Annotated in this window: 23 protein-coding genes and 1 riboswitch; of the genes, 8 read left to right on the top strand and 15 right to left on the bottom strand. The window is 43.1% G+C overall.

Annotation, left to right across the window (positions count from 1 at the left end):
• Positions 1-82: 82 nt before the first annotated feature.
• On the top strand, positions 83-946 hold the full coding sequence (locus AC58QC_RS11990) for an AraC family transcriptional regulator (protein ID WP_497415372.1): 864 nt from the start codon (positions 83-85) through the stop codon (positions 944-946).
• Between the two features lie 47 nt (positions 947-993).
• Here AC58QC_RS11990 and AC58QC_RS11985 read toward each other — a convergent pair whose 3' ends face one another.
• A complete protein-coding gene (locus AC58QC_RS11985) occupies positions 994-1770 on the bottom strand; it encodes a Cof-type HAD-IIB family hydrolase (RefSeq protein ID WP_497415371.1) in 777 nt (258 codons plus the stop codon).
• Positions 1771-1945: 175 nt separating this feature from the next.
• On the opposite strand from AC58QC_RS11985, the gene AC58QC_RS11980 reads away from it, so the two are divergent.
• Positions 1946-3034 carry a stalk domain-containing protein gene (locus tag AC58QC_RS11980; protein WP_497415370.1) on the top strand — a complete coding sequence of 363 codons (1089 nt, stop codon included), beginning with the start codon at positions 1946-1948 and terminating at the stop codon, positions 3032-3034.
• A gap of 149 nt (positions 3035-3183) precedes the next feature.
• Here AC58QC_RS11980 and AC58QC_RS11975 read toward each other — a convergent pair whose 3' ends face one another.
• The 3 genes from AC58QC_RS11975 to AC58QC_RS11965 all read right to left on the bottom strand — a co-directional run bounded on the left by AC58QC_RS11975 (position 3184) and on the right by AC58QC_RS11965 (position 5686).
• Positions 3184-4263 carry a mandelate racemase/muconate lactonizing enzyme family protein gene (locus AC58QC_RS11975; protein WP_497415369.1) on the bottom strand — a complete coding sequence of 360 codons (1080 nt, stop codon included), beginning with the start codon at positions 4261-4263 and terminating at the stop codon, positions 3184-3186.
• 124 nt (positions 4264-4387) lie between these two features.
• Entirely contained in the window at positions 4388-4753 is a 366-nt protein-coding gene (locus AC58QC_RS11970) for a DoxX family protein (protein ID WP_497415368.1), read from the bottom strand.
• Positions 4754-4831: 78 nt separating this feature from the next.
• Positions 4832-5686, bottom strand: coding sequence for a phytanoyl-CoA dioxygenase family protein (locus AC58QC_RS11965; protein WP_497415367.1), 855 nt, complete (start codon positions 5684-5686; stop codon positions 4832-4834).
• A gap of 135 nt (positions 5687-5821) precedes the next feature.
• On the opposite strand from AC58QC_RS11965, the gene AC58QC_RS11960 reads away from it, so the two are divergent.
• Entirely contained in the window at positions 5822-6673 is an 852-nt protein-coding gene (locus AC58QC_RS11960; protein ID WP_497415366.1) for an AraC family transcriptional regulator, read from the top strand.
• 140 nt (positions 6674-6813) lie between these two features.
• Here AC58QC_RS11960 and AC58QC_RS11955 read toward each other — a convergent pair whose 3' ends face one another.
• The 5 genes from AC58QC_RS11955 to AC58QC_RS11935 form a co-directional block, all read right to left on the bottom strand.
• Positions 6814-7980 carry an ABC transporter substrate-binding protein gene (locus AC58QC_RS11955; protein ID WP_497415365.1) on the bottom strand — a complete coding sequence of 389 codons (1167 nt, stop codon included), beginning with the start codon at positions 7978-7980 and terminating at the stop codon, positions 6814-6816.
• Between the two features lie 62 nt (positions 7981-8042).
• Positions 8043-8747: an ABC transporter ATP-binding protein gene (locus tag AC58QC_RS11950; RefSeq protein ID WP_497415364.1), complete on the bottom strand. Its 705-nt coding sequence runs from the start codon at positions 8745-8747 to the stop codon at positions 8043-8045.
• A 7-nt stretch (positions 8748-8754) separates the two neighbouring features.
• The gene (locus AC58QC_RS11945) at positions 8755-9531 is read right to left on the bottom strand and encodes an ABC transporter ATP-binding protein (RefSeq protein WP_497415363.1); all 777 of its coding nucleotides are present in this window, start codon (positions 9529-9531) and stop codon (positions 8755-8757) included.
• On the bottom strand, positions 9518-10471 hold the full coding sequence (locus AC58QC_RS11940; RefSeq protein ID WP_497415362.1) for a branched-chain amino acid ABC transporter permease: 954 nt from the start codon (positions 10469-10471) through the stop codon (positions 9518-9520). The genes AC58QC_RS11945 and AC58QC_RS11940 overlap by 14 nt, the downstream gene beginning before the upstream one ends.
• A 13-nt stretch (positions 10472-10484) precedes the next feature.
• On the bottom strand, positions 10485-11384 hold the full coding sequence (locus AC58QC_RS11935) for a branched-chain amino acid ABC transporter permease (protein WP_497415361.1): 900 nt from the start codon (positions 11382-11384) through the stop codon (positions 10485-10487).
• A gap of 463 nt (positions 11385-11847) precedes the next feature.
• On the opposite strand from AC58QC_RS11935, the gene AC58QC_RS11930 reads away from it, so the two are divergent.
• The 3 genes from AC58QC_RS11930 to AC58QC_RS11920 all read left to right on the top strand — a co-directional run bounded on the left by AC58QC_RS11930 (position 11848) and on the right by AC58QC_RS11920 (position 18130).
• The gene (locus AC58QC_RS11930) at positions 11848-14865 is read left to right on the top strand and encodes a hypothetical protein (RefSeq protein WP_497415360.1); all 3018 of its coding nucleotides are present in this window, start codon (positions 11848-11850) and stop codon (positions 14863-14865) included.
• A 269-nt stretch (positions 14866-15134) separates the two neighbouring features.
• Positions 15135-16685, top strand: a complete 1551-nt coding sequence (spoVB, locus tag AC58QC_RS11925; RefSeq protein WP_497415359.1) for a stage V sporulation protein B — start codon at positions 15135-15137, stop codon at positions 16683-16685.
• Between the two features lie 347 nt (positions 16686-17032).
• The gene (locus AC58QC_RS11920; protein WP_497415548.1) at positions 17033-18130 is read left to right on the top strand and encodes a glycoside hydrolase family 88/105 protein; all 1098 of its coding nucleotides are present in this window, start codon (positions 17033-17035) and stop codon (positions 18128-18130) included.
• 193 nt (positions 18131-18323) lie between these two features.
• Here AC58QC_RS11920 and AC58QC_RS11915 read toward each other — a convergent pair whose 3' ends face one another.
• On the bottom strand, positions 18324-18848 hold the full coding sequence (locus AC58QC_RS11915) for a hypothetical protein (protein WP_497415358.1): 525 nt from the start codon (positions 18846-18848) through the stop codon (positions 18324-18326).
• A 233-nt stretch (positions 18849-19081) separates the two neighbouring features.
• Here AC58QC_RS11915 and AC58QC_RS11910 point away from each other — a divergent pair, with 233 nt between their 5' ends.
• The gene (locus tag AC58QC_RS11910) at positions 19082-19402 is read left to right on the top strand and encodes a hypothetical protein (RefSeq protein WP_497415357.1); all 321 of its coding nucleotides are present in this window, start codon (positions 19082-19084) and stop codon (positions 19400-19402) included.
• A gap of 38 nt (positions 19403-19440) precedes the next feature.
• Positions 19441-19923: a hypothetical protein gene (locus AC58QC_RS11905; RefSeq protein ID WP_497415356.1), complete on the top strand. Its 483-nt coding sequence runs from the start codon at positions 19441-19443 to the stop codon at positions 19921-19923.
• 76 nt (positions 19924-19999) lie between these two features.
• Here AC58QC_RS11905 and AC58QC_RS11900 read toward each other — a convergent pair whose 3' ends face one another.
• From AC58QC_RS11900 to AC58QC_RS11880, 5 genes are all read right to left on the bottom strand, one after another.
• Positions 20000-20866: an MBL fold metallo-hydrolase gene (locus tag AC58QC_RS11900; protein ID WP_497415355.1), complete on the bottom strand. Its 867-nt coding sequence runs from the start codon at positions 20864-20866 to the stop codon at positions 20000-20002.
• A gap of 137 nt (positions 20867-21003) precedes the next feature.
• A complete protein-coding gene (locus tag AC58QC_RS11895; RefSeq protein WP_497415354.1) occupies positions 21004-21513 on the bottom strand; it encodes a DUF421 domain-containing protein in 510 nt (169 codons plus the stop codon).
• A gap of 162 nt (positions 21514-21675) precedes the next feature.
• Positions 21676-22470 carry an ABC transporter permease subunit gene (locus AC58QC_RS11890; protein ID WP_497415353.1) on the bottom strand — a complete coding sequence of 265 codons (795 nt, stop codon included), beginning with the start codon at positions 22468-22470 and terminating at the stop codon, positions 21676-21678.
• A 26-nt stretch (positions 22471-22496) separates the two neighbouring features.
• On the bottom strand, positions 22497-23294 hold the full coding sequence (locus AC58QC_RS11885; protein WP_497415352.1) for an ABC transporter permease subunit: 798 nt from the start codon (positions 23292-23294) through the stop codon (positions 22497-22499).
• A gap of 5 nt (positions 23295-23299) precedes the next feature.
• A complete protein-coding gene (locus AC58QC_RS11880) occupies positions 23300-24184 on the bottom strand; it encodes an ABC transporter ATP-binding protein (RefSeq protein ID WP_497415351.1) in 885 nt (294 codons plus the stop codon).
• Between the two features lie 114 nt (positions 24185-24298).
• A riboswitch (cyclic di-AMP (ydaO/yuaA leader) is annotated at positions 24299-24463 on the bottom strand.
• Between the last annotated feature and the right edge of the window lie 183 nt (positions 24464-24646).

Here is a 24646-nt window from a genome sequence, read left to right as displayed (position 1 = left end):
GCAGATGAGCATTGACTTTCCAATACCTATCAAATAGGATTGGAAACATATGAGATCATTAGAAACGCGGAGGACCGTGACTATGGTGAAAATAAAGACGGAAAAAGCACGTTGGGTGTATGAATTTCCAGAGTCAGATCAGCTATCCCATTTACCTGAATTAATTATGCTGGGCTATGACCGCTTTCAAGAAGCCTCTCCTCTAATCATCCACCAGCATGAACGATCGTACGAGTATGTATTCGTGGACAGCGGAAAGGTCACTTGGGAGGTAGACGGTCAATTATTCACTTCCCACACCGGACAGATCTTCCACACCCGACCTGGAGAATGGCATCGTGCACGTCTTAATTTCATCGAGCCCTGCAGAATTTGGTGGATGATTCTATCGGATCCCTCCGAGCATGCCGGGTGGCTAAATTTACAAGATGAAGACCGTATGGAGATCCATAACCAACTGCAGCAGCTACCGAGGATTTTGTCCGTGGATAGTCGTGTTCGTGAACCATTCACCAAGCTAAGAGATATCATTGAACATAACGAGCCACTCGCCTCCTGCCGAGTTCGTCATTATGTACTCGATATTATTTTGCAAATGCTGAGCCCGTCCTCTAACCGTCCAATCTCATTTGATCTCCAAAAGGCCATGATTACATTGACTGAAGCCATTCAAGCAGCGCCAGAAATGAGATGGACTAATAAAGACCTCGCTGATCAGGTCGGCGTAAGTGAGTCCCATTTCTACCGAGTGTTCCATCTTATGCATGGACAGTCACCTGCTAATTATATGGATCGGCTACGGATTGAACTTGCCTGTCAGATACTTCTTCAGAAAGAAGTCAGCGTCACAACCGTTGCAATGGATCTAGGTTATAAAACCAGCCAGCATTTTGCCACAGTATTCAAAAAGTATATGGGTCTGTCACCCTCGCAGTGGCGCAGATAATTTAGTAAAACTTTATTTTACACTCATCCTCAGTTATAAGAGATGAATCAAATAACGCCAAATTTAGTTAGGGCATAGTATATGCCATCTTCACTTGCTTTTTTGGTAACGAAATCTGCCTTTTGTTTAAGACGTTCCTCACCGTTTCCCATTGAAATACCCAGGCCAGCGAACTCTAACATATCTAAATCATTACCACCGTCACCGAAAGCGATAGAATTGCTAACGGCAATGTTGTAATAATCCAGTACTTTTTTGATTGCTTCCGATTTAGAGACCACTTGTTTTTCAAGAATGTTTATTACATAACTATGGAAACGTACAAACCGCAGTTGCGGGAAGTTATCAATAAATTTTTGAGCTTCACTCTCATCAGCATACAAACACATACAGTAAATCTCTTCAGAGAGTGCTTCCAATTTCTTGGGACAATGATTAAGACCTAGAGTCTCTAAAAGAGCACCTCTAACACGTTTTTCTTCTACACCTAATCCGTTCATCGAAATCGAATCTGTAAAATAGGAAAGACTGTGTCCATTTAGCTCGGCAAAACTTGATAGTTCACGAACAGTTTTTGCAGAAAGCGCTGACTTATAAATAACATTATTTTTAGCCTTAATAAGTGCTCCATTTGCTGATATTATCGTATCAATTCCGAGTGCAATTAGTTCTTCGCACAAATTATGTGGCCTCCCCGTTGCAACAACGACCTTAATACCTTTTTCACTAAGCCTTGTTATAGCCAATTTTGTGCTTTCAGGTATGCTTCTATCTACTTCACTTAATATGGTCCCGTCAACATCAAAAAACACTATCTCATACAATGCTAGAATCCCCCTGTATATAAAAATACCTTATTCTAATATATTTACAGCTCCAGATTGCTTAAATCTTACAACATAATTTTGGAAAACTGCAACCTATTCGAACCGACCTCCGTCTGAAGGTTTGTCAACATGATTGACGCTACACTTCAAACATCGGAAGGAGCTTTAAAAAATGAAGAAGAAACTAACTGTACTATTAACTGTAGCTGGGATACTCAGTACAACAGCTGCAGTCGGAGCTGAGGATTTGGTAGAAAAGGTTACAGGTTACTTACAAAAAGATGTAAAGATTCTTGTTAATGGACAAGACAGCAAGCTAACGCCCGTCTACATCGATGGAAAAGCATACCTCCCAGTACGCGACGCTGCGACTCAGCTTGGGTATTCGGTAAATTACGATGAAGCGAACAAAGAAATCGAGCTGGACGAAGCGGAAGTGGCTGACTTGATGCCTGCATCCGGTGTGATCGTAAGCGTACAGGCTAAGGAAGACGGTAATACCCGCATCGAGCTGCTCGGCAGCACATGGGTTATTTTAAACGTAGACAAATCGACAGCCATTAAGAGCCTAGACGGTAAAACGCTAACTGCAGCCGATCTTAAAGCCGGTACTCAAATCGACGCCGAGTTCGGACCAGCAATGGCGATGAGCTATCCAGGCCAAGCCCAAGCTGTAAGCATTAACGTTCACGCAGACCGCTCGGTCAAAGAAGATACAATCAAAGAAGTGAAACATACAGATGATGGCTGGCAAGTTCAATTAGGCGACAGTTTGGTACTTAACGGCGGTAAAGAAACTCGCGTCATGACGTCTCAAGGCGAATCCGTGAATTGGGAGGACCTGAAAGCCGGCACGAAAGTAAAAGCCTACTACGGTCCATTTGAAACGAAAAGCCTTCCTCCGCAAAGCCCTGTGTACCTTCTCGTTGTTCAGGCTCAATCGCCTGTAACAGGCACTCCGAAAATGTCGCCAGAGACAGCGCAGGAATATCGCAACTTGGCATGGGCGCAAGTGAAAGAGCAAGCGTCCCATATTACAACGAAGCAAGATGAAGCAGCCGTTCAGATTGTCTCCTCTAACGAGGTTGGCGTATTGGCCTCCACAGACGAGCAGAAGAAATTGCTCGCAGACGTTCAAGCTGCGAAAGGCAATTTCGTGACGGTTACTTTCAACACAGACCAAGATGAGCTGCTTGGACCGTTGACAGCCGTGTTCGATTTCAACACAAAAGCTTTTATCGGCTTCAACGCTAGAAGATAAATGATTTCTAAAAAGCCATGAAATTCAACATCCATTGAATTTCATGGCTTTTTTATTTTTCAGGTGCAGATACCCTATCCATCTTCCATCATTATCTCCGATCAAAACAGCCGAAAAAAGCGCCGCAGCCATCTCGGTTTCACTAATAACTAATTGACAACGTACTTCCGAATAATCTCTTCACGGAATTTCAGCCCATGCCCGGGGCGATTCCAAACGGTAACCATACCGTCCTTGATTTGCGGAACCTCTTCAAACAAATCATCGTACCAATCCATGTACTCTATGTAGACTCCGTTGGGAATGGCGGCAAAGACCTGGATTTGAAGCTCCCACGCCAGATGTGGAGTGACCGGGATTCGATGTGCGCTTGCCATATTGGCTATGCGGAGCGCCTCGGTAATCCCCCCCGCTCTGAGATTAATCATCAGAATGTCTCCGGCTTTCCTGTCAATCAGGTCACGAAACCCGTATCGTGAATACTCGGTCTCGCCGGTCGTAATCCGGATATCCAGCGCTTTGGCGATCTCCGCATGACCAATAATATCGTCTGCAGGAACAGGTTCTTCGAACCAGTATACGCCGAGCTTTTCCAGCTCTCTTCCGAACTGAATGGCTGTTGCCACATCAAGCCCCTGATTCACGTCAACCATAATGTCGATATCCGCACCCAGCGTTTTTCTAACGGCGGCCACCCGTTTAAGATCGATTCTTAAATCCGGGAACCCTGCTTTCATCTTAAACGCTTTAAATCCTCGAGAAATATAACTTTCTGCTTCCTCGACAAGCTCCCCCTCAGATAATGCCATGAATCCAGCGCTTCCATAGGCTTTAACCTGATCCGCATAAGGCCCAAGCATCGCATGAATCGACGTATTCTGAAGCTTCCCGGCCAAATCCCAGAGGGCGATATCCACCGCGGATATCCCATAAAGTGCAACTCCCTTGCGGCCAATCATGTTGAGCGCCCACCAAAGTTTTTCCCATATCTTATTCCGATACAACGGGTTTTCGCCGATTAGCAAATCGGCAATGTCATGATCCATGCATGTTTTGATCGTTTCGCTGCCTTGACCCAGGATAGGCAAATATCCCATTCCGGTAATTCCTTCATCCGTCTCAATTTCGACAATGATTGCATTTCTTTTACTAATGAAAAACGTAGATACTCGAATGGGGGTCGGGAATGGTACTGAAATAAGCTTCGTTTTAACAGATGTGATTTTCATAGTAACCTCCTGCTAAATAAAGTTCTTTCATACTTTCGTGGACTTCTAAGAACATCTTATTTACAAACATGGAAAAATATCTATCCTTGTTCGAATAACAGCAATGATATATTTCACCGAACCTCTAAAGTTTGCGGCTCTTCGGACGTAGCGCCCACGAGAAGATATTTAATGCAGCATATGAAAGCGGAAGGAAAATAAGAAACCCGTATTCACCATAATCGTTTGCAAATATATGAGATAAGGCCGCACCAGTCATTACAAAGAAGATACCAGCGTGAGCCCATTCTTTAAGTCGCGGAAAACCTGGTACGACGAGAGCGATGGCTCCAAGCACTTTCCAAATCCCGAGAATCGTCAAGATGTATGATGGGTAACCGAGGTTTGTCACTAACTCCACATTCCCCCCAAATTGCATCAGTTGCCCGATACCACTTAACATAATCGCTGCTGCGAGTAATAATGTTACTGTCCAGTGTCCAGTGAACAATTTTTTTTAACTCCACATGAAAAAAGAAAAGCAGCCGATCTACAAGTGATCGACTGCCTGTTTGTTAAACTATAGTTTCTAATACGCTCCGATTGGTATACTCGACCATTTCTCTAACCACTGCTCATACGTTTCTTCTGATTCGGGACTGTTAAGGCTTTGTGCTATAAAACCCTGAGCCTTCCCACTTGCAGTAGCGGTTGGTGTGGCTTCATAACGAATGTCCATGGACCAACGCACATGATCTGATTTGTTGGGAAGAGCCCTATGAGGAAGTAGTTGATTGAAACAGAGCACATCTCCTGGTTCCATCTCTATTGAAAGACCTTTCAATTTGCTGGCGTCCTCTTTGCGCAGCCCCAGGAAGTTGGTTTCTTCGTCAATCGCGCCTTCTAGCAAGGTATCTGTAAAAAATCCAGGCGCAACTTGCAAGCAGCTATTAGCTTCTGTCACCTTTTGCAAAGGCATCCACATGGATAGAACATGTACATTCTCAGCATCCCGATAGTACTGGGCATCTTGATGCCAAGGAGTATCAGTCCATTTCTGGTCTGGCAACTTTGGTCTTGCATTAAAGATGCCGTGAACAGAAAGCTCCGACGTATCAAGTAGATCCGAAGCCACATTCAACATAACAGGATGTTTGAAGAAATTAAACATAGCAGGACCAACTAGATCTCTCCTCGGGCTGCGGCTATATTTAGGTTTACCTGCTGCTCCCCATAGTTCGACAAGACGATGTTGAAAATCAAGATCCTCTCGTTTATCCTTCAACAATCCTTCTTTGATCCACTTCTCTACCAATTCATCGACCCATTTCATGATGACCCCAGTAGCAAGGTCCAAAAGATCTGTTGGGATAACACCTTTCACATGCAAGTAATGATTCTTTCTGTAAAATTCTAATTGCTCTTTCGTAAGTAAGATGGCCATCGCAACATTTCTCCTTTTGATGTTTGTTACTGTAATTGTAACTGCCCGAAACCTTTACAGAAACCACATGATAACCTTGAAATTTAACCATTTGTCGTTAAAATTAAAGTAGAAGAAGTAGGAGAGTGATGCCGTTTGGAGAAGCCATTCAGGCTTAGTGCAATGAAAAGCCCCATCTCCATAGGGCATACCCATTTTACAACTGTGGAGGTTGGGTGGTCGTATAATCTGCATAATCATAAAGGCTATGAACTTCTATATTGTCATTCAGGAACCTTCATGGAATGGATTCATGGAGAATCTATCGAAATGAAATGTGGGGATTGGTTATTGATCAGTCCAGGAGTTAGCCACAGCACGATCAATGTATCCAAAGATGCCCTAACTTACTTTTCGATGCATTTTGATTTAGAGGATGTTGAGGTTCGAAACGAATTAATGAATATGAATTATGTTCATTTAGGTGGACCCTTTTCCAAATTACAGAACTTGTTTAAGGACATTCAGGCGGCGATCGGAAAAAGATCAACGGAGAATGGCGATTTAACAACGATTCAAAAGCTGTTGTTTCAATCCACGATTCTTCAGTTATTAGTGGAAATACTGAACTTAATATCGCTTCCTAATGACCGTATTGTTCTCCATAACAAGATATTGAACATAGAAGAAATTGAACTAGCAAATACCATTGAACGTAAGCTCCATGAATTTATGGATTCCACGATCACTATTCATGGAGTTGCTCAAGAACTTTATATTAGCAGAAGCCATTGCAATGAGGTGTTTAAAAAGGTTTATGGTATTGCTCCTCGTCAATATTTAAGCATGCTCAAATTAAAAAAGGCGGAGGCATTAATTCTACACTCCGGCCTTTCTATGGAAGTGATTAGTGAGAAACTGGGCTTCTCGTGTTTAGGCAGTTTCAGCAGACAGTTCCGCCGTTGGACCGATCTATCGCCTTTGCAGTATAGGAATTCTCAGCGCTAGTAGTGAGAAATCGGTCAGGTCCAACGATGCTTACTTCATAGGCATCTCAGTGCGTAGTCAATAAAACCACCTCGAATGTGTGACTGTGAGGCGTACAAAAAACCCGAGGAGCAATTGCTCCTCGGGTTTTTGTGTGTGATTTATGGATTTACTTTTGTCTTAAATACTTGTTTTCCACCTTTAAACTCGATTACGGCAGCTGATTTGACAGGATCGTGGTTTTTATCCAATGTAATGACCCCTGTTGTTAGCTTCAAGTCTTTGGTAGCAGCCAAAGCATTTTTCAGCTTTTCTGCATCTGTGCTGCCTGCCCGCTTAAGTCCGTCTACGATCATTTTTAAACCGTCATAGTACAAAACTGCCATAGAATCTGGCACTTCATTGTTATATTCTTTTTTGAATGCTGCAACGAATTGCTGAACTTCCGGTGTAGTATCATCCACTGAATAGTGATTGGACATGAATGTGTTATTCAATGCTTCAGCACCTGCGATTTCTACCAGCTGCGGAGCATCCCAACCATCGCCGCCCAACAATGGAGCCTTGATGCCAAGTTCACGAGCTTGTTTAGCAATTTTACCTACTTCTTCATAATACCCTGGAATAAACACAACATCTGGATTTTTTTCTTTAATACGTGTAAGTACAGCTTTAAAGTCTGCATCTTTTTGTTGGTAGGATTCTGCTGCTACAACTTTCCCGCCATTCGCGGTAAATGTTTCAGTAAAATATTTAGCCAGCCCTTTTGCATAGTCACTTGAAGCGTCTGAGTACACAACTGCTGTCTTCGCACTCAAACTTTTCGAAGCAAAATCGGCCATAACTTTACCTTGGAAAGGATCAATAAAGCAAGAACGGAAAACCCAATCATTTACTTTGTTGGTTCTCTCATCAACCGTAATCTTTGGATTCGTGCCTGAACCCGTTAGTATTGGAATTTTCTTCTCCATGGCAACAGGTACAGTCGCAAGGACATTGGTAGACGTTACGGGCCCAACTATAGCAACTACTTTATCATTAGAAATTAATTTCTGTGCAACGCGTGTAGCTTCTTCTGATTTCGAAGCATTATCAGCCTGAATGATTTCAATCTTTTTACCCAAAACGCCGCCCGCAGCATTAATCTCTTTCACTGCAAGATTAATCCCCTTCATGGAGGAGTTCCCATAAGAAGCGACACCTCCAGATAACTCAAAATTTGCACCGATTTTGATCGTGTCGCTTGAACTTCCGCTTTTGCTGCAACCTACGATAGAGCTGAAAGCAATTGTCATGATGGCTGCTGTTGTAATCCATTTCTTGTTCATATGAAATTCCCCTTTTCTCAAATTAACTAAAGATTTATATGTGTAAAACTTTAGTTTCGTAATTAATGGCCACCTAAATAGCTCTTTTTCACTTCTTCAGATCCAGCTAGTTCTTTGGCATCTCCAGTAAGGACAATATTTCCTGTTTCCAACACGTATGCCCGATGGGCGATTTTCAATGCTTGATTTGCGTTCTGCTCTACAAGCAGTACGGTTGTGCCTAGTCGGTTGATTTCTTCAATAATTGAGAAAATTTCTTGCACTAACAAAGGAGCAAGTCCCATAGAAGGTTCATCCAGCAGCAGCAGCTTGGGACGCGCCATTAATGCTCGGCCAATGGCAAGCATTTGCTGTTCGCCCCCGGATAACGTACCCGATTGCTGATTCCGTCTTTCAAGAAGTCGCGGAAATCGCTCATACACTTTACCTATATCTGTTTTAATTTCTTTATCTTTTCGTAAATACGCACCGAGTTCCAGGTTCTCTTCGACGGACATATTCGCAAATACTCGTCTGCCTTCAGGACAATGGATAAGACCTTCCGATACGATCGACTGAACGGAACTCCCCGTGATCGTCTTGCCTAAGAACACGATTTCGCCATTTTTTGGTTTTAACAACCCGGACAGCGTCTTCAATAATGTCGACTTCCCTGCACCGTTGCTTCCAATTAACGTAACGATTTCGCCTTGATTTACTGTGATACTCACATTTTTCAGGGCGTGTATAGCTCCATAATAGACATCGATATTTTTTACATTAAGCATTTCGCTTTTACGCCTCCTGACCCAAGTAAGCTTCTATCACTTTGGGGTTTCTCTTAATCTCGCTTGGTGCTCCCTCTGCGATAAGGCGTCCGCGATCCAATACGTAAATACGTTCACATACGCCCATAACTAAAGGCATATCATGCTCAATGAGTACGATCGTAAGATCAAATTCACGATGTATCCAATGGATCAAACTCATTAAATCCTGCGTTTCTTGCGGATTCATACCGGCAGCCGGCTCATCCAGCAAAAGCAACTTTGGCCGTGCGGCAAGCGCCCTAGCGATTTCGAGTCGACGCTGTTCGCCGTATGGCAAATTCTTGGCAAGTTCATCTTTTTTATCTTGCAACTTGAAAATCGAAAGAAACTCCAACGCTTTTTCAGTCATCTCTTTCTCACTTGCAAAATGCTTCGGCAGCCGAAATATGGATGAAAAAATAGAATGCTTGGCGTGCTGATGGTACGCAATTTTCACATTTTCTATGACAGAAAGATCACCAAAGAGTCGAATGTTTTGGAACGTTCTAGCAGCACCTTTTTGCGTAATCTGATAAGGTTTTAATCCGCCAATTGAATTTTCATTTAGAAAAATTTTGCCTTCAGATGGCTCATAAACGCCTGTCAGCAAGTTGAATAACGTTGTTTTCCCTGCACCGTTAGGACCGATCAATCCTATAAGCTCACCTTGCTTAACCTGAATGTTCACATCAGAAACAGCCTTTAACCCCCCGAAGGAACGGCTAACATTATGAACATGAAGCAAAAGATTATTTTGTTCCACGCTGCTCACCCTCCTTCTTCTTATTCAAGAAGTTGAATGAAAACTCTTTCGTTCCCAGGAGTCCTTTTGGACGGAAAACCATCATGCCAATCAAAAGAATCGAATAGATCATCATTCTTAATTCAGGGAAATCTTGTAGGAACGTAAATAATAGTGTTAAAACGATAGCACCTACAATAGCACCTGAAGTACTCCCTAATCCTCCGAGTACAACAATCACTAATATTTCGAATGACTTCATGAAGTTAAAGCTATTCGGGCTAATGACATAGAACTTATGAGCAATCATGCCACCGGCAATACCGGCAAAAAAAGCGCCCATGGCAAATGCAATGACTTTGTACTTCGTCGTATTGATTCCCATGGCTTCCGCCGCAATCTCATTCTCTCGAATTGAAATAACTGCACGCCCATGGGTGGAATTAATAAAGTTATTGATCACTAAAACCGTAAATAGCGTAAAAATAAATGTCCATGTCCAAGTCGTTAACGCAGGAATGCCGCTTAGTCCAGAGGCGCCTCCAACATATTCCGTATTTAACAAGACGATACGAATAATTTCACCAAAACCCAGTGTTGCGATAGCCAGATAATCGCCTTTTAACCGAAGCGTCGGGATACCGATCATAAGCCCGAATACGGCTGCGACTAGTCCTCCGACAAGGAGAGCCAGCGGAAACGGCGTATGGAAATCCAGTGTGAGAACCGCTGAAACATAAGCGCCAACCGCCATAAACCCTGCATGCCCTAACGAAAATTGACCGGCAAAGCCATTAATCAGATTCAATGAGACACCCAGAATAATATTGATACAGATCAGAATTAAAGTGGATTCCGCAACGTCGTTCATAATACCTGTGGTCAGCAGTATCTGAAACAGACCATATATGAGAACGCTTACACTAATCCCATACCAATAATTTTTATTTTGCAACCGCATAGTTTATTGACACCTACACTTTCTCTCTGCTATTTTTGCCAAATAATCCTGAAGGTTTAAAGAGCAGAATGAGAATAAGCACAGCAAAGGCAACACCATCACGCCATAATGAAAAACCAACAGATGTAACCCCAGTTTCAATGACTCCAAGCAGAAGTCCGCCAACAAGCGCACCTGGAATACTTCCAATTCCGCCAAAGACAGCAGCGATGAATGCTTTCAAACCTGGAAGGATCCCCATTAGCGGATCAATGGCACTATATGTCATTCCGTAAATAACTCCGGCTGCGGCAGCTAGAGAGGAACCAATGGCGAACGTAATGGAAATCGTCGTGTTTACATTAATCCCCATAAGACGTGCAGCGTCCATATCATGCGATACGGCACGCATAGCTTTCCCGATCTTTGTACGGTGAACAATATATTGTAGAACGATCATCAGAATAATTGTCACACCTAGAATCATAATTTGATGGGAATCAATTTGAATACCCATTACGTCATACTGTTGTTTAGGAAGGATTTCAGGAAATGCTTTAGCTTGAGGTCCTAGAACGAATATTCCTGCATTTTCAAGCAAGAAGGACACACCCACTGCTGTAATCAACACAGCAATCCGGGAAACATTTCGTAAGGGCTTATACGCTAAACGCTCAATGGCAACGCCAAGAAGTGCGCTGAGCAGCATAGATACGAATAAGGAGAGGAGGAAGACCCAAATCGGAGAAACACCTTGAGCGATCAATACATGGGCCGTACCCAATCCAATGAAGGAGCCGACCATAAATACATCGCCATGCGCAAAGTTAATAAGCTTAATAATTCCGTAAACCATTGTATACCCAAGCGCAATTAGCGCGTAGATACTTCCAACGGAAATTCCATTAATGACTTGTTGGATGATGTAATCCATAAAAAATTCCGCACCCCTTCTCGTTGTTGTGTAACCGCTTTCCATTGTTAAAGTGCAAGCACGAAAATACTAATTTCTTTGATAATTTATTAGACTACAAATCTATTAATCAGATATTATCATACATCGGTCAATTATGTAATATCCTTTTTGTAAAAATGTCGCAAATTTTGTAAGAAAACCTTTCATGGTTTGCTAGTGAATATCCCATACACATTCTGAGTAGCCATCTCGCTGTTGTATTTATAAAGTTTAACCCACCTTCTATTTTAAGGTGGGTTTTTAACTATTGATTCTCGTCGTTAGTAAAACAATTACCGAGTCTATTTATTTCGTCCATGCATTGAAATTCTATAATCATATAATATAGAGCGAAATAGAAAAAGGTTCAATTAAAGAAAGGGGGGTGTATATCAACTGCATGTTGTTAGTAGCATTTAAATCATAAGGAGGTGTAAGGATTTTGAGTAAACTTGATCAGTTAATGGAAGTAATTGAAGACGTGGGTATTGCTAACATCAAAAAAATTGATATCGAGTATTTTAATGGTGACAATCAAACATTAAAATTCGAAAAATGCGATAGCACGTCTGAAAGAGAAGCCGAACTTGAAGATTTTTTAGACGACATTGATTGGATTCAGGTCGAGGAAATTGAAATAGTCTTAAAAAATGGAAAAAAAATAAAAATTAAGTTTTCGGAATGTCAGAAAGGCGCGACAGGCGCGACAGGTGCAACGGGAGCAAGAGGTGCGACTGGTCCGGCAGGACTTACTGGAGCTAAAGGGGCAACGGGAGCTGCAGGCGCTGCAGGAGCTGCAGGAGCTACAGGTGCTACAGGAGCTGCAGGATCTGCAGGAGCTACAGGTGCTACAGGTGCTACTGGCGATGCAGGTGCAACTGGTGCTACAGGTGGCACAGGCGCTACTGGCGATGCAGGTGGCACAGGCGCTACTGGCGATGCAGGTGCAACTGGTGCTACAGGTAGCACAGGCGCTACTGGAACTACAGGTGGCACAGGCGCTCCAGGTCCTTCTCAGTTACTTGTGAATCAGACAGCATTTGTTGATTCTGTGTATGGTAACAACGCAACGGCCATGCTTGATGACATGACCAAGCCTTGGCAAACGGCAGCTACGGCTGTGGCTGCGGCTCCTTCTGGCACAACAATCGTAGTACGACCCGGATCGTATACGGAGACCAATTTGGCTAAAGACGGGATCAGTTGGGTATTTGAAAAGGGTGCCATAGTCACAGCAGTTGCAAATCTTTTTGATGATCTAGGAACCGCGATTGATTTTGATGTGCTTGGAGAGGGTGTGTTTCTGACCAATGGGGCAACAACTGTGGGCAGTTCCATTCTCCAAAGCACAGGTGCCAGCACGATCCACTTTGATTGTGAATCCATGAGTGATACGGTCGGCAATACGATCAATCTCGCCGGAGGCGGCAATTACACCATCAACGTCCAGGAGAGTATCACGAACGGCTTCATCGGAGGTTCCGCACTTGTGATTGCGAGCGGAACGTTGTTTATGAATGCTTTTGAAATTACGAATGATACCAGCGGTACAGATGATCTCATCATGTTTACGGGGACTGATCCGATTAGCGTGAATCTCGAAGCCACGATGATCACTAGTGGGGGCAGGGCTATCTTGGTGAACAACAGTGCTCCGAACCAATTGTCGGTTATCACCATGCGAACCCGAATCATTCAGTCCTTTTCCGGGCTCCTTATAGATGTCGCTCCTGTATTTGCCGGAAGCTTAATCAGCTACTCCATCGCTTTGGTAGGTGTTTCACAAGGGGTATCTATACAAGGCGGTTCGATTACTTTGAATACTTTTATTTTGGTCGTGATTAATCAAGGAGCTCCAACACTTGTTCTTGGCGGGTCTGCTCAATTCACGGGTGAATTTGATAGAATATTTAGTCAAGATGCATGTATTCTAATGCTAAATGGAGAGGCAGTTATCCATACGAAAACTATGAACTCCTTCCAGACAATGAGCCCAGCCATCGATCTTCAAGGCGGTCAAATGAGATTGAATGTGGATCTTATTTCCAGCGGGTCTGGCTGTATTCAAGTAACTGGAGGCAGTCACAAGCTGACAGTTATGCAGATGTCGACCAATGGACAGACGTTTCCGGCAGTCCGAGTGGCCAATAATAGCAACTTATTTCTCAATTTTCAAGAGATTACCGGCTCTGTTAATGGACTTATTACGGTGGAGAGCGGCGGCAATTTGAATATGCTCGGAGATCGCATCACCACCAACGATAACGGCAGCGGCTTAAAGACAGCCTTACTGTTAGTCGATGGTCAAGTCGATGCGAATGTTAATGTGATCTCTGCATTTGGAAGCTGCATCCATCTATCGTCCGGCGGTGGCAACCCCAATCTGCGTTGTTACGTAAACGAGCTATTCAGCACAGTGAACCCAGACCCTATATATGCGGGAACTAGCTTAATTCTTCAAGAAACGGGCAACGCCATCATTCGATTCAATCGGATGGATGCCTTCTTTTCATCGCAAATGATACAAGTCATAAATGGAAATCTTGAAATAGATGGAGAGCTTATGCTCAACACCTTTGCCCCCTCCTCTACGGGAATTGTGGTTTCCGGAGGGACCTTTAACGGTAACATCAACAGAATTCAACTGGGCACCCGTGCATTGGAGGCGAGCTCGGGCTTCGTAACGCTCACATTTATCGAGATTTCGGTGTTACAACCCGATTCAGAACGTATTATCATTGCTCTCAATGGAAATGTTGCAGCCCGAATCGTCGGCGATTTAATTCAGGGTAGTACGGATTATGCAGGTATTGTTGTTTCGGATACGGCATTTCTCGAGGCGCATATCAATGAAATGAGAGTGGGAGGTACTTGTCTTCAATATAATTCTACTACATCTTCAAACTTCTTCTTCGATGTGCTTACTGTTGCTGGCGGTGTAACGCTAATGGATACAGCTGCCATTGCTATGTCCACCGGTACTTTGCAGGTAAAGGGAAGCCGGATTGAAAATGGAACGGGACTTATCACTGGATTCGGTATTCTCCTTGCCAATGATGCCAATTTTATCGGAGATATCGATTACATTCGCTCTTCTAATAACGGGCTGCGAGCCTCCAGCACAGGCAGAGTTCAATTATATGCAGATGAGGTAGAGTCGTTTGAAGCGGAAACTATTCATATAACCAACCTGCCTAATGGCAACTCTGCGGACTATACGTTTAAAGGTTTATATCGCACCTTTGGTCCCACATCAACGGTAATAATTAACAGTCTAGAACCGCCAAACGTACTTCGGTTTATCAATACGACTCTTATTAGCAACGTTTCCCCTTCCATATTTTCGACAGTTAACGTATTAGTCAAGAACTATGGCATTCTTACAGCCACGTTTCCAGAGGATGCTACCGTCACATTCCTATTCCCCTTATCCGTCAATATTAATCCCGCAGTTAATTAAGCGCATATTACGAGCACATCCGTCGTTTGATGAGAGGCGGTTTTTTTTGTTTTTCATTACTAAGAACGATTCTTTGTTCTTTATCTTTTTCCGGAAAGCAGAATGGACAATACATGTTTAGTCCTCAATTCTTTTCTTTTTCATCCCCCTAATTTCTTCTCGAACGATTTCCATTATCCTGCCTTTATTGACATCAACACCGGCTTGTTCGCATGCTTTTCCAATTTTTGAATACATTTAAGTATTCGATAAACAGGAGGACACAAGTCATGTCACAACATGGGCAATCGTTCATGAGAGGTACGCTGGTCTTGTCTGTCGCTGCTTTCATCAATCGTATTCTCGGTTTTATCAGCGGCATGTATATCGCTCGCGTACTGGGCGCAGAGGGAATCGGCATCTTGATGATGGCTCATCCGCTCGTCCCGCTCGTCATTACGATTACGGAGCTTGGATTGCCGGTGGCAATTTCAAAGTTGGTCGCAGAGGCCCACGCTCGCGGCGAACGGATGAAAGTGAGGCGCATCCTGCATGTCTCTCTCGCTGTCACGGGCGTCTTGAGCGTAGCGCTCACGACCATATCGTTACTTGGATCTGAGTGGATCGCATCCATTCTGCTAAGCGACCAACGCGCTTATTACGCGATGCTGGCGATTACGCCGATCGCGCCCATCGTCGCTGTCTCCGCCGTATTAAAGGGATATTTCCGCGGCATGCAGCAGATGAAGACCATTGCCGCTTCCGATGTGCTGGAGCATACAGTGCAAATCGCCTGTGTACTTGCGCTGGTCCACCTATTGCTGCCTTATGGCGTCGCTTATGCGGCTGCCGGAGCAATGGCTGCCTCTGTTGTCAGCGAAGCGATCAGCCTCCTATTCCTGGTGACAAGCTACAAGCTTTACGGTGAATCGAAGATGCCGGGCGAGACTTGGGCAAGCCACCTGAAACAAGGAAGAAGCACACTCGGCGAGCTGCTGCAGATCGGGCTGCCGACGACCGGGCACGGTGTCATTCATTCGTTATACAGCACCTTCCAACCGCTTCTTATTACAACCAGCCTGGCGCTGGCCGGCGTCGGCACGGTGTTAGCCACGAAGCAATTCGGTATGCTGGCCGGCTATGCATTTCCGTTGCTGTTCATGCCAAGCTTTATCACACAGTCCTTGTCCACCGCCCTCATTCCTGCGATTGGCGAGGCAGCGGCTAACAAGAACAGTCTGCTCATACATGAACGGATGAATCAGGCTATGATCTTGGGACTCCTGATCGGCGCGCCGGCGACCGTTATCCTGTACGAGTGGGCAACTCCACTAACGACACTTGTCTATCATGCTCCGGAAGCAGGATTGCTTCTAAAAATACTGGCGCCGATGTTTTTCCTGCACTATTTTGATGCTCCGCTTCATGCGATTCTGCTCGGGCTCGGCCGCGCGAAAGCTACGCTGTGGAATTACGTAATAGCTACCGTATTCAAGGGTGTCTCGATCTTCGTGTTTGGCAGCCAATTTGGTATTATTGGCGTTGCGTACGGCATCGGTATCGGAATTGTTTTGCAAACACTGCTGAACTTCTTTTCCATCTCAAGCTCGATCGGATTTTATTGGAGTATTCGTCCTTATGTCAAGGTTGGGATCTGCATGATGCTGATGTTGATATGCGGACACTGGACCTATAACTATGTTACTAGCCATGGTATGCCGCAGTTATGGTGCGTAATCACTTCAATCGCCTGTTCCTTGCTTCTCTATTTCGCCGCACTCATATTGACGGGTACGTTGAATTGGAAAAGTACGCGCCACCGATTTTCGATTCCATGGTAATTTTAGTTGAAAAAGAAAAAGCAGCCATAATCGGCTGCTTTTTCGCTGCGTGCTTATAGCGTAATGTTCTTTATCTCTCTTCCAAACAACATTATCCAATTCGTAATGTGGAATAACGTGGTTGTATTCCCTTGTTTATTTATCGCAAGAACGAATAATTTCTCTTCATATATATGCTTATTCACCTTAAAACTATTCATATTTTTCACTAAAATCATGTAAATCAAATTGGAATTGACTAGAAGCAAATGTTGTTGCATCATGTTGTAAACAGGTTTCCTGAATGTATTAAGAATTATTAAATTGAATTAGGGGGCAAAAGTTTGAAAAATCTTTGGTCTGCGGCGATGTCCGAATCTTTCATGCAACAATATCCTCTCGTATCCGACATGCCATTTCAAAAGAGTCGATGCTGGAACTACGAGAACGGTTGTATTTTAACTGCTTTTGAGCGGATGTTTCACACAACGGGGGAAGATCGCTACTGGCAGTACATTAAAAATAACATGGATTTGTTTATTCAAGATGACGGTTCCATTGCTACATACAATTTGAACGAATACAACGTCGATATGATCAACCAGGGTAAAACACTTTTCCTTTTGTTGGAGAAAACCGGCGAACCCAAGTACCGTAAGGCCATTGAGTTATTGGTGGCGCAATTGAAGGGGCATCCCCGCACCAAAGAAGGCGGTTTATGGCACAAAAAAATTTATCCGTTCCAAATGTGGTTGGATGGCGTATATATGACATCTCCTTTTTTAGCTCAATTTGCACACGTGTTCAATGAACATGAATGGTTTGATGATATCGCCAATGAAATTTTGCTGATGGAGCGTGTCGTCCGCAATCCACAAACCGGACTGCTGTACCACGGATGGGATGAGAGCCGAGAGGAGCGCTGGGCCAATAAAACAACAGGCTGCTCCGAGCATTTCTGGGGACGTGCCATTGGCTGGTACGTCATGGCGATTGTTGATGTACTTGACTTCCTGCCGCATGATCATCCACAGCGCGGTCAAATTATCGGTATTTTCCACCGTTTGGCAAAGGCGATTGTCAAGGTGCAAGACACTGAGAGCGGTTTGTGGTGGCAAGTAATGGATCGTGGTGGTGAAGAAGGAAACTATTTGGAGGCTTCCAGCACCGCGATGTTTACCTACGCACTGGCCAAGGGCGCAAATAAGGGCTATCTTGAAGAATGGGCCATTGAAGCGGCTCGTAAAGCCTACGAAGGAAGCCTAACAAAATTTGTAGAGCGCGATGCCGACGCTTCTCTGCATCTGAACGGCATTTGCAGCGTAGCAGGGCTAGGCAATACGCCGTACCGTGATGGATCATATGCCTATTACATCAGCGAACCGATCCGACGCGACGATCCGAAGGGCTTTGCGCCGTTTGTCTTGGCCTGCCTGGAGATTGAAGCCTCGTCGAGAAAAGCGTAAAGACAAATGTGGCCGCCCCAGATACGATAAATGGCTTAGACCGAGTGGGCGAACCCTCCTGGGTTCTCCCCCACTACTCCATATCAAAAAATCCGCTAACCAGATTGGTCGCGGATTTTTCCTATGTCCTCTATGGTACGGCTTACCGTACTGTATCTAAGCACAATGTTTCTTGTATAGAACTTCTCTTTATCTAATTCATAGAGGCAATATCATATCGTATTTGGTCTACCTCATTGTTAGCATACCAAAATTCCAAAGTTTCTTTCCCATCAACATACCCAATAATGCTTGAACCTTGTTCCCACCTTGTATAGTAGCTACCCCCATATAATTGCTTCACTTTGTCAATTGATTCTCCAATGCCTATTCCTTTGTTAGTTCTTAGTGGTTCAGCGTTTAAAGTTGTAATACTAATGCGGATAATTTTATCGTTACCCTTTTGAGTAGCAATCAACAGACCATCTTTTAATTTGTAGTAGTCAAAAAGTGCATTTTCTTTTCTTCCATATTCCATACCGTATTTACCGATAAACCAATCATCCTTCATACTTTGGTGTAGCTTTAAGCCATTCATATTTTCATTAGCCAAATTTGTATCGTTTGTAATAAGAGTGTAGTAATATCGTGGGGAAAAATTCAATTTCATTGAACCCCAGAAATAGACAGAACCCATAACGATTAGAAATAAAATTGTAAATCCTATCCTCTTCTTCATTTGTTTATCCCCTCAACGAAATCCATGTATAAATTAATTGTTAGCCATCAATGCCCTTATGATTTAATAGTATGGCTCACGAACCCCGTCGGGCCTTTATGTCTAGTTAAGTTAGTAATCTATCACTGAATGTTATGAAACAGGAGATAAAGGTCCAAGCAGGCAATACATTACAACATAGTATAAAAAGAAAGGAAGAAGCTTGTTTAAATCTATACGAGAGGAGTAATAGAATGCTAAAAACTATCAAGACTCAGGAAGATATGCAAAGTATTTTTAAAGGTTTAAAGGCAGCTGTTGCGGATCACGCTCAAAATATTTCAGAAATCATAGAGCCGATTTTCAACGCAGTTAGCACGTATAAAGACATTAATTCGCACATCGTTTTAACATCGAACGGCGGCCTATTTCGATTGAAGGGTTCCCTCTACCGTCTCTCTTACCATAATGACCAAATCCTTCTCACTGCCAGTGACCAAAAAGATACGATCATTGCATCATTCGATAACAATTCTTCCGTTGCGGATGTAGACAATGTATTTAGACAGCTGTAGTTAAGAGAATCATGATCGATAATTAAGGAGTGAGTGAAATGTCACATGAAATAGTGTTATTGACGAGCAGTATTTTTCATGTTCCTGACCAGAATCCAAACGGAATGGAAAATGATCGATTGGTCATTACGTTAGCCAACCCCAGTGAAAAAACCGGAGAGGCGTATGTAAAGGTATACTATTATGATGTGCTTAATACTGGGTTTACTTCTACTCCTTTCCAGTATCAATCACAAAAAATGTTACTTGTTGATTTTGGCAAAGTCATCGTTGATCCCAATACCTCCATGCATTTGGAAACGCAGCTTTTGGCAAGCAATCGTCAGTATCTTCGTATTAAGGCTAAGGGTGATTTCAAAAAGGAAGATAGCCGCGCTTCTGTTGGGAAACTTGAAATTAGCTCCGTTGCCGGACATGGCAATACGTTATTTGAAACTAACGTTGAGGAATTTTTCCCTGGTTTAGATTCGGCGGACCCAGTTACCTTCTTCCGTTTTAGCGATTATATGACGCATGATTAATTGATCATACACCAACGGTATAAAGAAGGAAGCCGATCTACATGGGTCGGCTTCCTTCTTTATACCACCTTTTCAATTATTTGAAATAGATTAATCGCTCCCCGGCCGACATCATATGAAATTTTTGTGCGGGATACGTGTGAAACAAATAATCGACAAAGTAGGACGGGTTATCCCGATTATTGGAAAACATATCGAAATGTATGGGAACGAGAAGATCCGTACCGATCTCAACGCCGAAATCCGCCGCTTCACGGAAGTTCATGTTACCTACAATCCCCCTAGAGGTTCTCGCATGATCCCCTCCGTTAATCGGCAGCAAAGTTATGTGAGGCTGCAATTTCTTAGCCTGCTCGATTAACTCCGGCGTGACCACGGTATCTCCTGTGTGGAAAAGTCGCACCCCGTTAATTTCAATAAAATAACCCAAATAATACTGATTGCCATCCTGATCAGTCTCATACTTTGTATGCGCTCCCGCTACTGGGGTAATTGTTATTCCCTTTTTGGAAATCACTTGCTGCTGCTTGGCAGGAATGATGCGGCTTGCATCCAGTTCAATGTCTTGTAGCATATACACATGTGATGCTGGAGCGACGAAGTGCGTCTCCGGATGAGCCTGTGAAACACCTTTGATCGTAGTCAAGTCCATATGATCACTATGAAAATGCGTGATCAATACCGTGTTCACGTCCAGCTCCTGTGGAGAAAGCGGAGGCGGAATTTCCCGCTTAAATTCGGTTTCGGGATTTTCCAATTCAATAGAAAAACTTAAATATGGGTCTACACAAATGATTTCGTCGGAGCTGCCGCCTTTTATCAACACTCCGGCCTGACCCAAACTCCATACAGCTACCCCGCCTTCAGGAACATTCGTTCTTTGAATATCTTTAAGCAACGATTCACCAGAGTTGTAAATAGGTCTTAAACGTTCTCTTACCATTCGGCTACACTCCCATTAGCTAAAAAAGTTATTCAAAACATTTGTACAGAAGAATATCATCCATATACTCATTATCATTTAAATTTGCTTACAATACCACCTGAACCTGACGTTACGTTATGTTTTATAGTGGTTATCTATTTGGGAAACCGGGACTCGATGAGCTGTTTCAGCTGTTCAATATCCTGCTTCGTCGCAGGAACTTTATGTGGTTTTAACTGAATGGTCAGCTGACCGCCGGCCTCAACAGTTGCGTATTCAACATCATCGCGATCGTAGACTCCGGCGGTGCGCAGCTGTGCGTTAAGACCTTCATCGGTAAGATTCAGCGATTTCATTGCACTTTGCTCCACTTTTCCGTTCACAATAATGGGGATGGGTCTGCCGGTCCATAAAGCACGAAGAGGCGCATAACGTTTCAACAAAGTTCTAATCAACCGTACGGTCAATATGAGAACGATAGCTGTGCCGAAGGTCATCCAGATGTTCTCATCCTCAACAGGTCTAATGAATAACGGACCAAGAATCAGCATGAGTAACACGTCGATAATCGTTAATTTGCCGATTGACGTTCGACCGGTAAGTCGGAGGAGCAATGAACCAGCGATAATAATGAAGATAGCTTTCCAAATCCAGTCTAAATGCATAAAATGCCCCCTTTTTAAGGGTAAGTATTCCACTATTTCAGCATCTCTTATACCGAAGGGATCCAGAGGTTTAAGCTATCATTTTATTATTAATCTCATAAAATAAAAGAGACCTTTTGTCCGCATCCAGCTATGGATAGGGTGAAAGGTCTTTCTTGATCCCTATACGTGCAAATCTCGTTTATTAAAGGAAACATAAGTGACAACCGTTAGGCCGGCAATTACGACTGCCGAAATAATGACATAAATGGCATCAAATCCACCGCCATACATGATATTTTTCGCTTCATAATATTTAAACGGGGTTACATATTTCAAGAAGTCCAACTTTTCATTGAAGTCAATGGCAATCGATAATATGAACGTGATGAGCATGATGCCTGTTGAAAGCGAGGCAGCCTTTTTGGAATTTTTATAAACGGCTGCAATGGATGTTCCAATGACCAGAAAGATCAGCTGTAAAATAAACATACCCAGCATGACGATTGTGATATCACCATTAACGGCCTCACCTTTGCTGTAAGCCCCAACAATCAACATACTCGAAATCCATGAAACGAGATTAAAAATAAAAATGTTCACTAAAGCGCTTAGCAGCTTATACGTGATGATTTCATGTCTGGACAAAGGCTTCACGAATAAAAACTCTGCCGTCTTATCCCGTTCCTCCTTCGCGATAATATTGGCACCAAGCATTGCAGCATGTATCGTTGCCATTAAAAAGAAGTATAGGACTAGGATCCCAAAATAGCCGCTAGCCTTCGATAAATCTAACGCACCTGCTCCCATAATTACTTGGAGGGATTTCGGCATTTCCGCCATAAGATCATTAATCTGTCCGTTAGCTGCCGTTGCTTGATACTTGTTCATGCCACTTGCTATTAGAAAAATGAGCCCTAGACTCCAAAAAATCATCGATTTCCGAAACGTTTTCATTTCTCTCCAAAAAATATTCAATGGCTGTTCCCTCCTCTCACCCGCGTTTATACGGCATGAACATCCTTTTTCGTATAGATGAAGTAGCAGGCCGCAATCGAAACGACGATAATCGCGATGGCTGCAATTACATAAGGTGCTTCATAGCTGGCATGCTCAAGCATGTATTTCCCATTAAAATATTTAAATGGCGAGAAATAGCGCTTCGCCCCCTCACCATCTACGGCAACGACCATTCCGATAACAAAAAAGGCAAACACCGTACCGAGACTGACGGATAAGACGGCTTTAATTTTAGAAAAAACGACTGAAATGATGAATCCTATGGCTAGAAACATGAACTGGATAAATAGTAACGTGAGTGAAATCAAGAGAAATATGTTCACATCGAAATCAACCGTTTTTACTTGAAGCGCCATCATATAGGCTGCACCTATATAGATAACACACGTGATCACTAAAGAAGCAACTGCCGCTAATAGCTTGGAAGTCAAAATTTTAGTACGCGTTACGGGCTTCGTAAGAAGAAAGTCTGCTGTTTTCTCACGAACTTCCTTGGAGACTATAGACGTTCCCAGAACCATGGCTTGAATGGCTCCGCAAAGCGTAATGTACATAAAGATGTACATATAGAAACCTAACAGGGTTCCAAAGGTCTCGATTTCAATACCAAGTGCTTTCCTGACTCCTTCTGGATACCCTTCTAATATCGAAGAAAATTCAGCGAAATCCTTAGAGACAGACGGAAAAAGGGATAGGAATAAGACGATGACAGCAATTAAGGAACACGTCCACGTGATCGTGGATTTCCGATAAGCTCTCAATTCATGAAGAAAAATATTCATTCCACTTAAGCCTCCTTCTCATAGTAGTGCATAAAGATCTCCTCTAAATCAGGCTCTTCGATCCAAAGATTATCAATTTCAATTTCAGCAATTTTTCTCATCACTTGATTAATGTTGCCTTTAAATAAGAAGCTAGTTGTCAGGCCTTGGACATCAATGTCATTAACCCCGGTCATCTTGAAGAAATTAGGGTCGAGCGCTTGTGCCGTATCAATTTTAAATCTCTTGAAATTGTTTTCTTTTAACGTGCTGATCTTCTCAACCGTCACAATCCTACCTTCCTTTATTATCGCGACTCGATCACATAGTCGCTGAACTTCACTCAATATATGAGAGGAAAAAAGAATCGTAGCTCCCCTTTTATTCTGTTGTTCGAGTAATTCGAAAAACTTCTGCTGCATGAGCGGATCAAGTCCACTTGTCGGTTCATCAAGGATAATGAGCTTAGGATCGTGCAGCAGCCCTTGAACGATGCCCACTTTCTTTTTGTTTCCCAAAGACAGATCATCGATTTTTTTCGTAACGTCAAGATCCATAATTTCAGCTAGCTCTTTCATTCTTTTTGTGCAATCCTTCTTGTAGAAGCTGGCTGAATACTTTAGTAGGTCGATCACCTTCATGTTGTCATAATAAAAAACTTCTGACGGTAAATAGCCGATTTCTTTCTTAATCTCAGGCGCAAACTGAATGCAGTCTTTCCCGAAAATTTTGGCACTACCGCTTGTTGGAAAAATCAGAGACAGCAGCGTTCGAATCGTTGTTGATTTCCCAGCACCATTCGGTCCAATAAAACCAAATATTTCTCCTTCCTCGATCGAAAAACTAACATCTGTAATGCCTCTTGAATTCCCATAGGTCTTGGTCAATTTATTAATTTCAATGGCATGCATGGTATAGCCCCCTTATGGAATTTATGTAAAATTTCAGGTTGAAGGCAAGCAAAAAGAAGCCCTAAGAGTAGAGAATCTCTACTCTCGGACTTCCAGAATAAGAAGGCGAGGGTGCGGTTCTCTCTCAATGCACTTACGAGGTTAGCTGTCGGATTCGGACTTGAGAGCGTCCTACCTAATGCTTGCGAGCATCAGGATTCACCCCGTGAAGCCATATGTTACTTGGATGGCTCCGGTTGGTTCCCCCGTTTCCCATTGGGAATTAAGTGGTTTCTTTTTGCAAAAAATCAACTTGTCGTAATGAATCTTACGCCGTTCTATATAGAATGTAAAACCTAGATTCGCCTTTAATTTTTGCTTATTTGACTTCAGGAGTCAATGAAAGCGTATTCATTTAATGGTGACGTTGATTATCCCATACTTTGCTACCTATTAATGCTCCTTAGGGAATACGGCTTTGTG

Source organism: Paenibacillus sp. J22P51, assembly GCF_059692215.1.
Note: the sequence above shows the minus strand (reverse complement) of the source record. Positions and strands in the feature narration are given on the sequence as shown.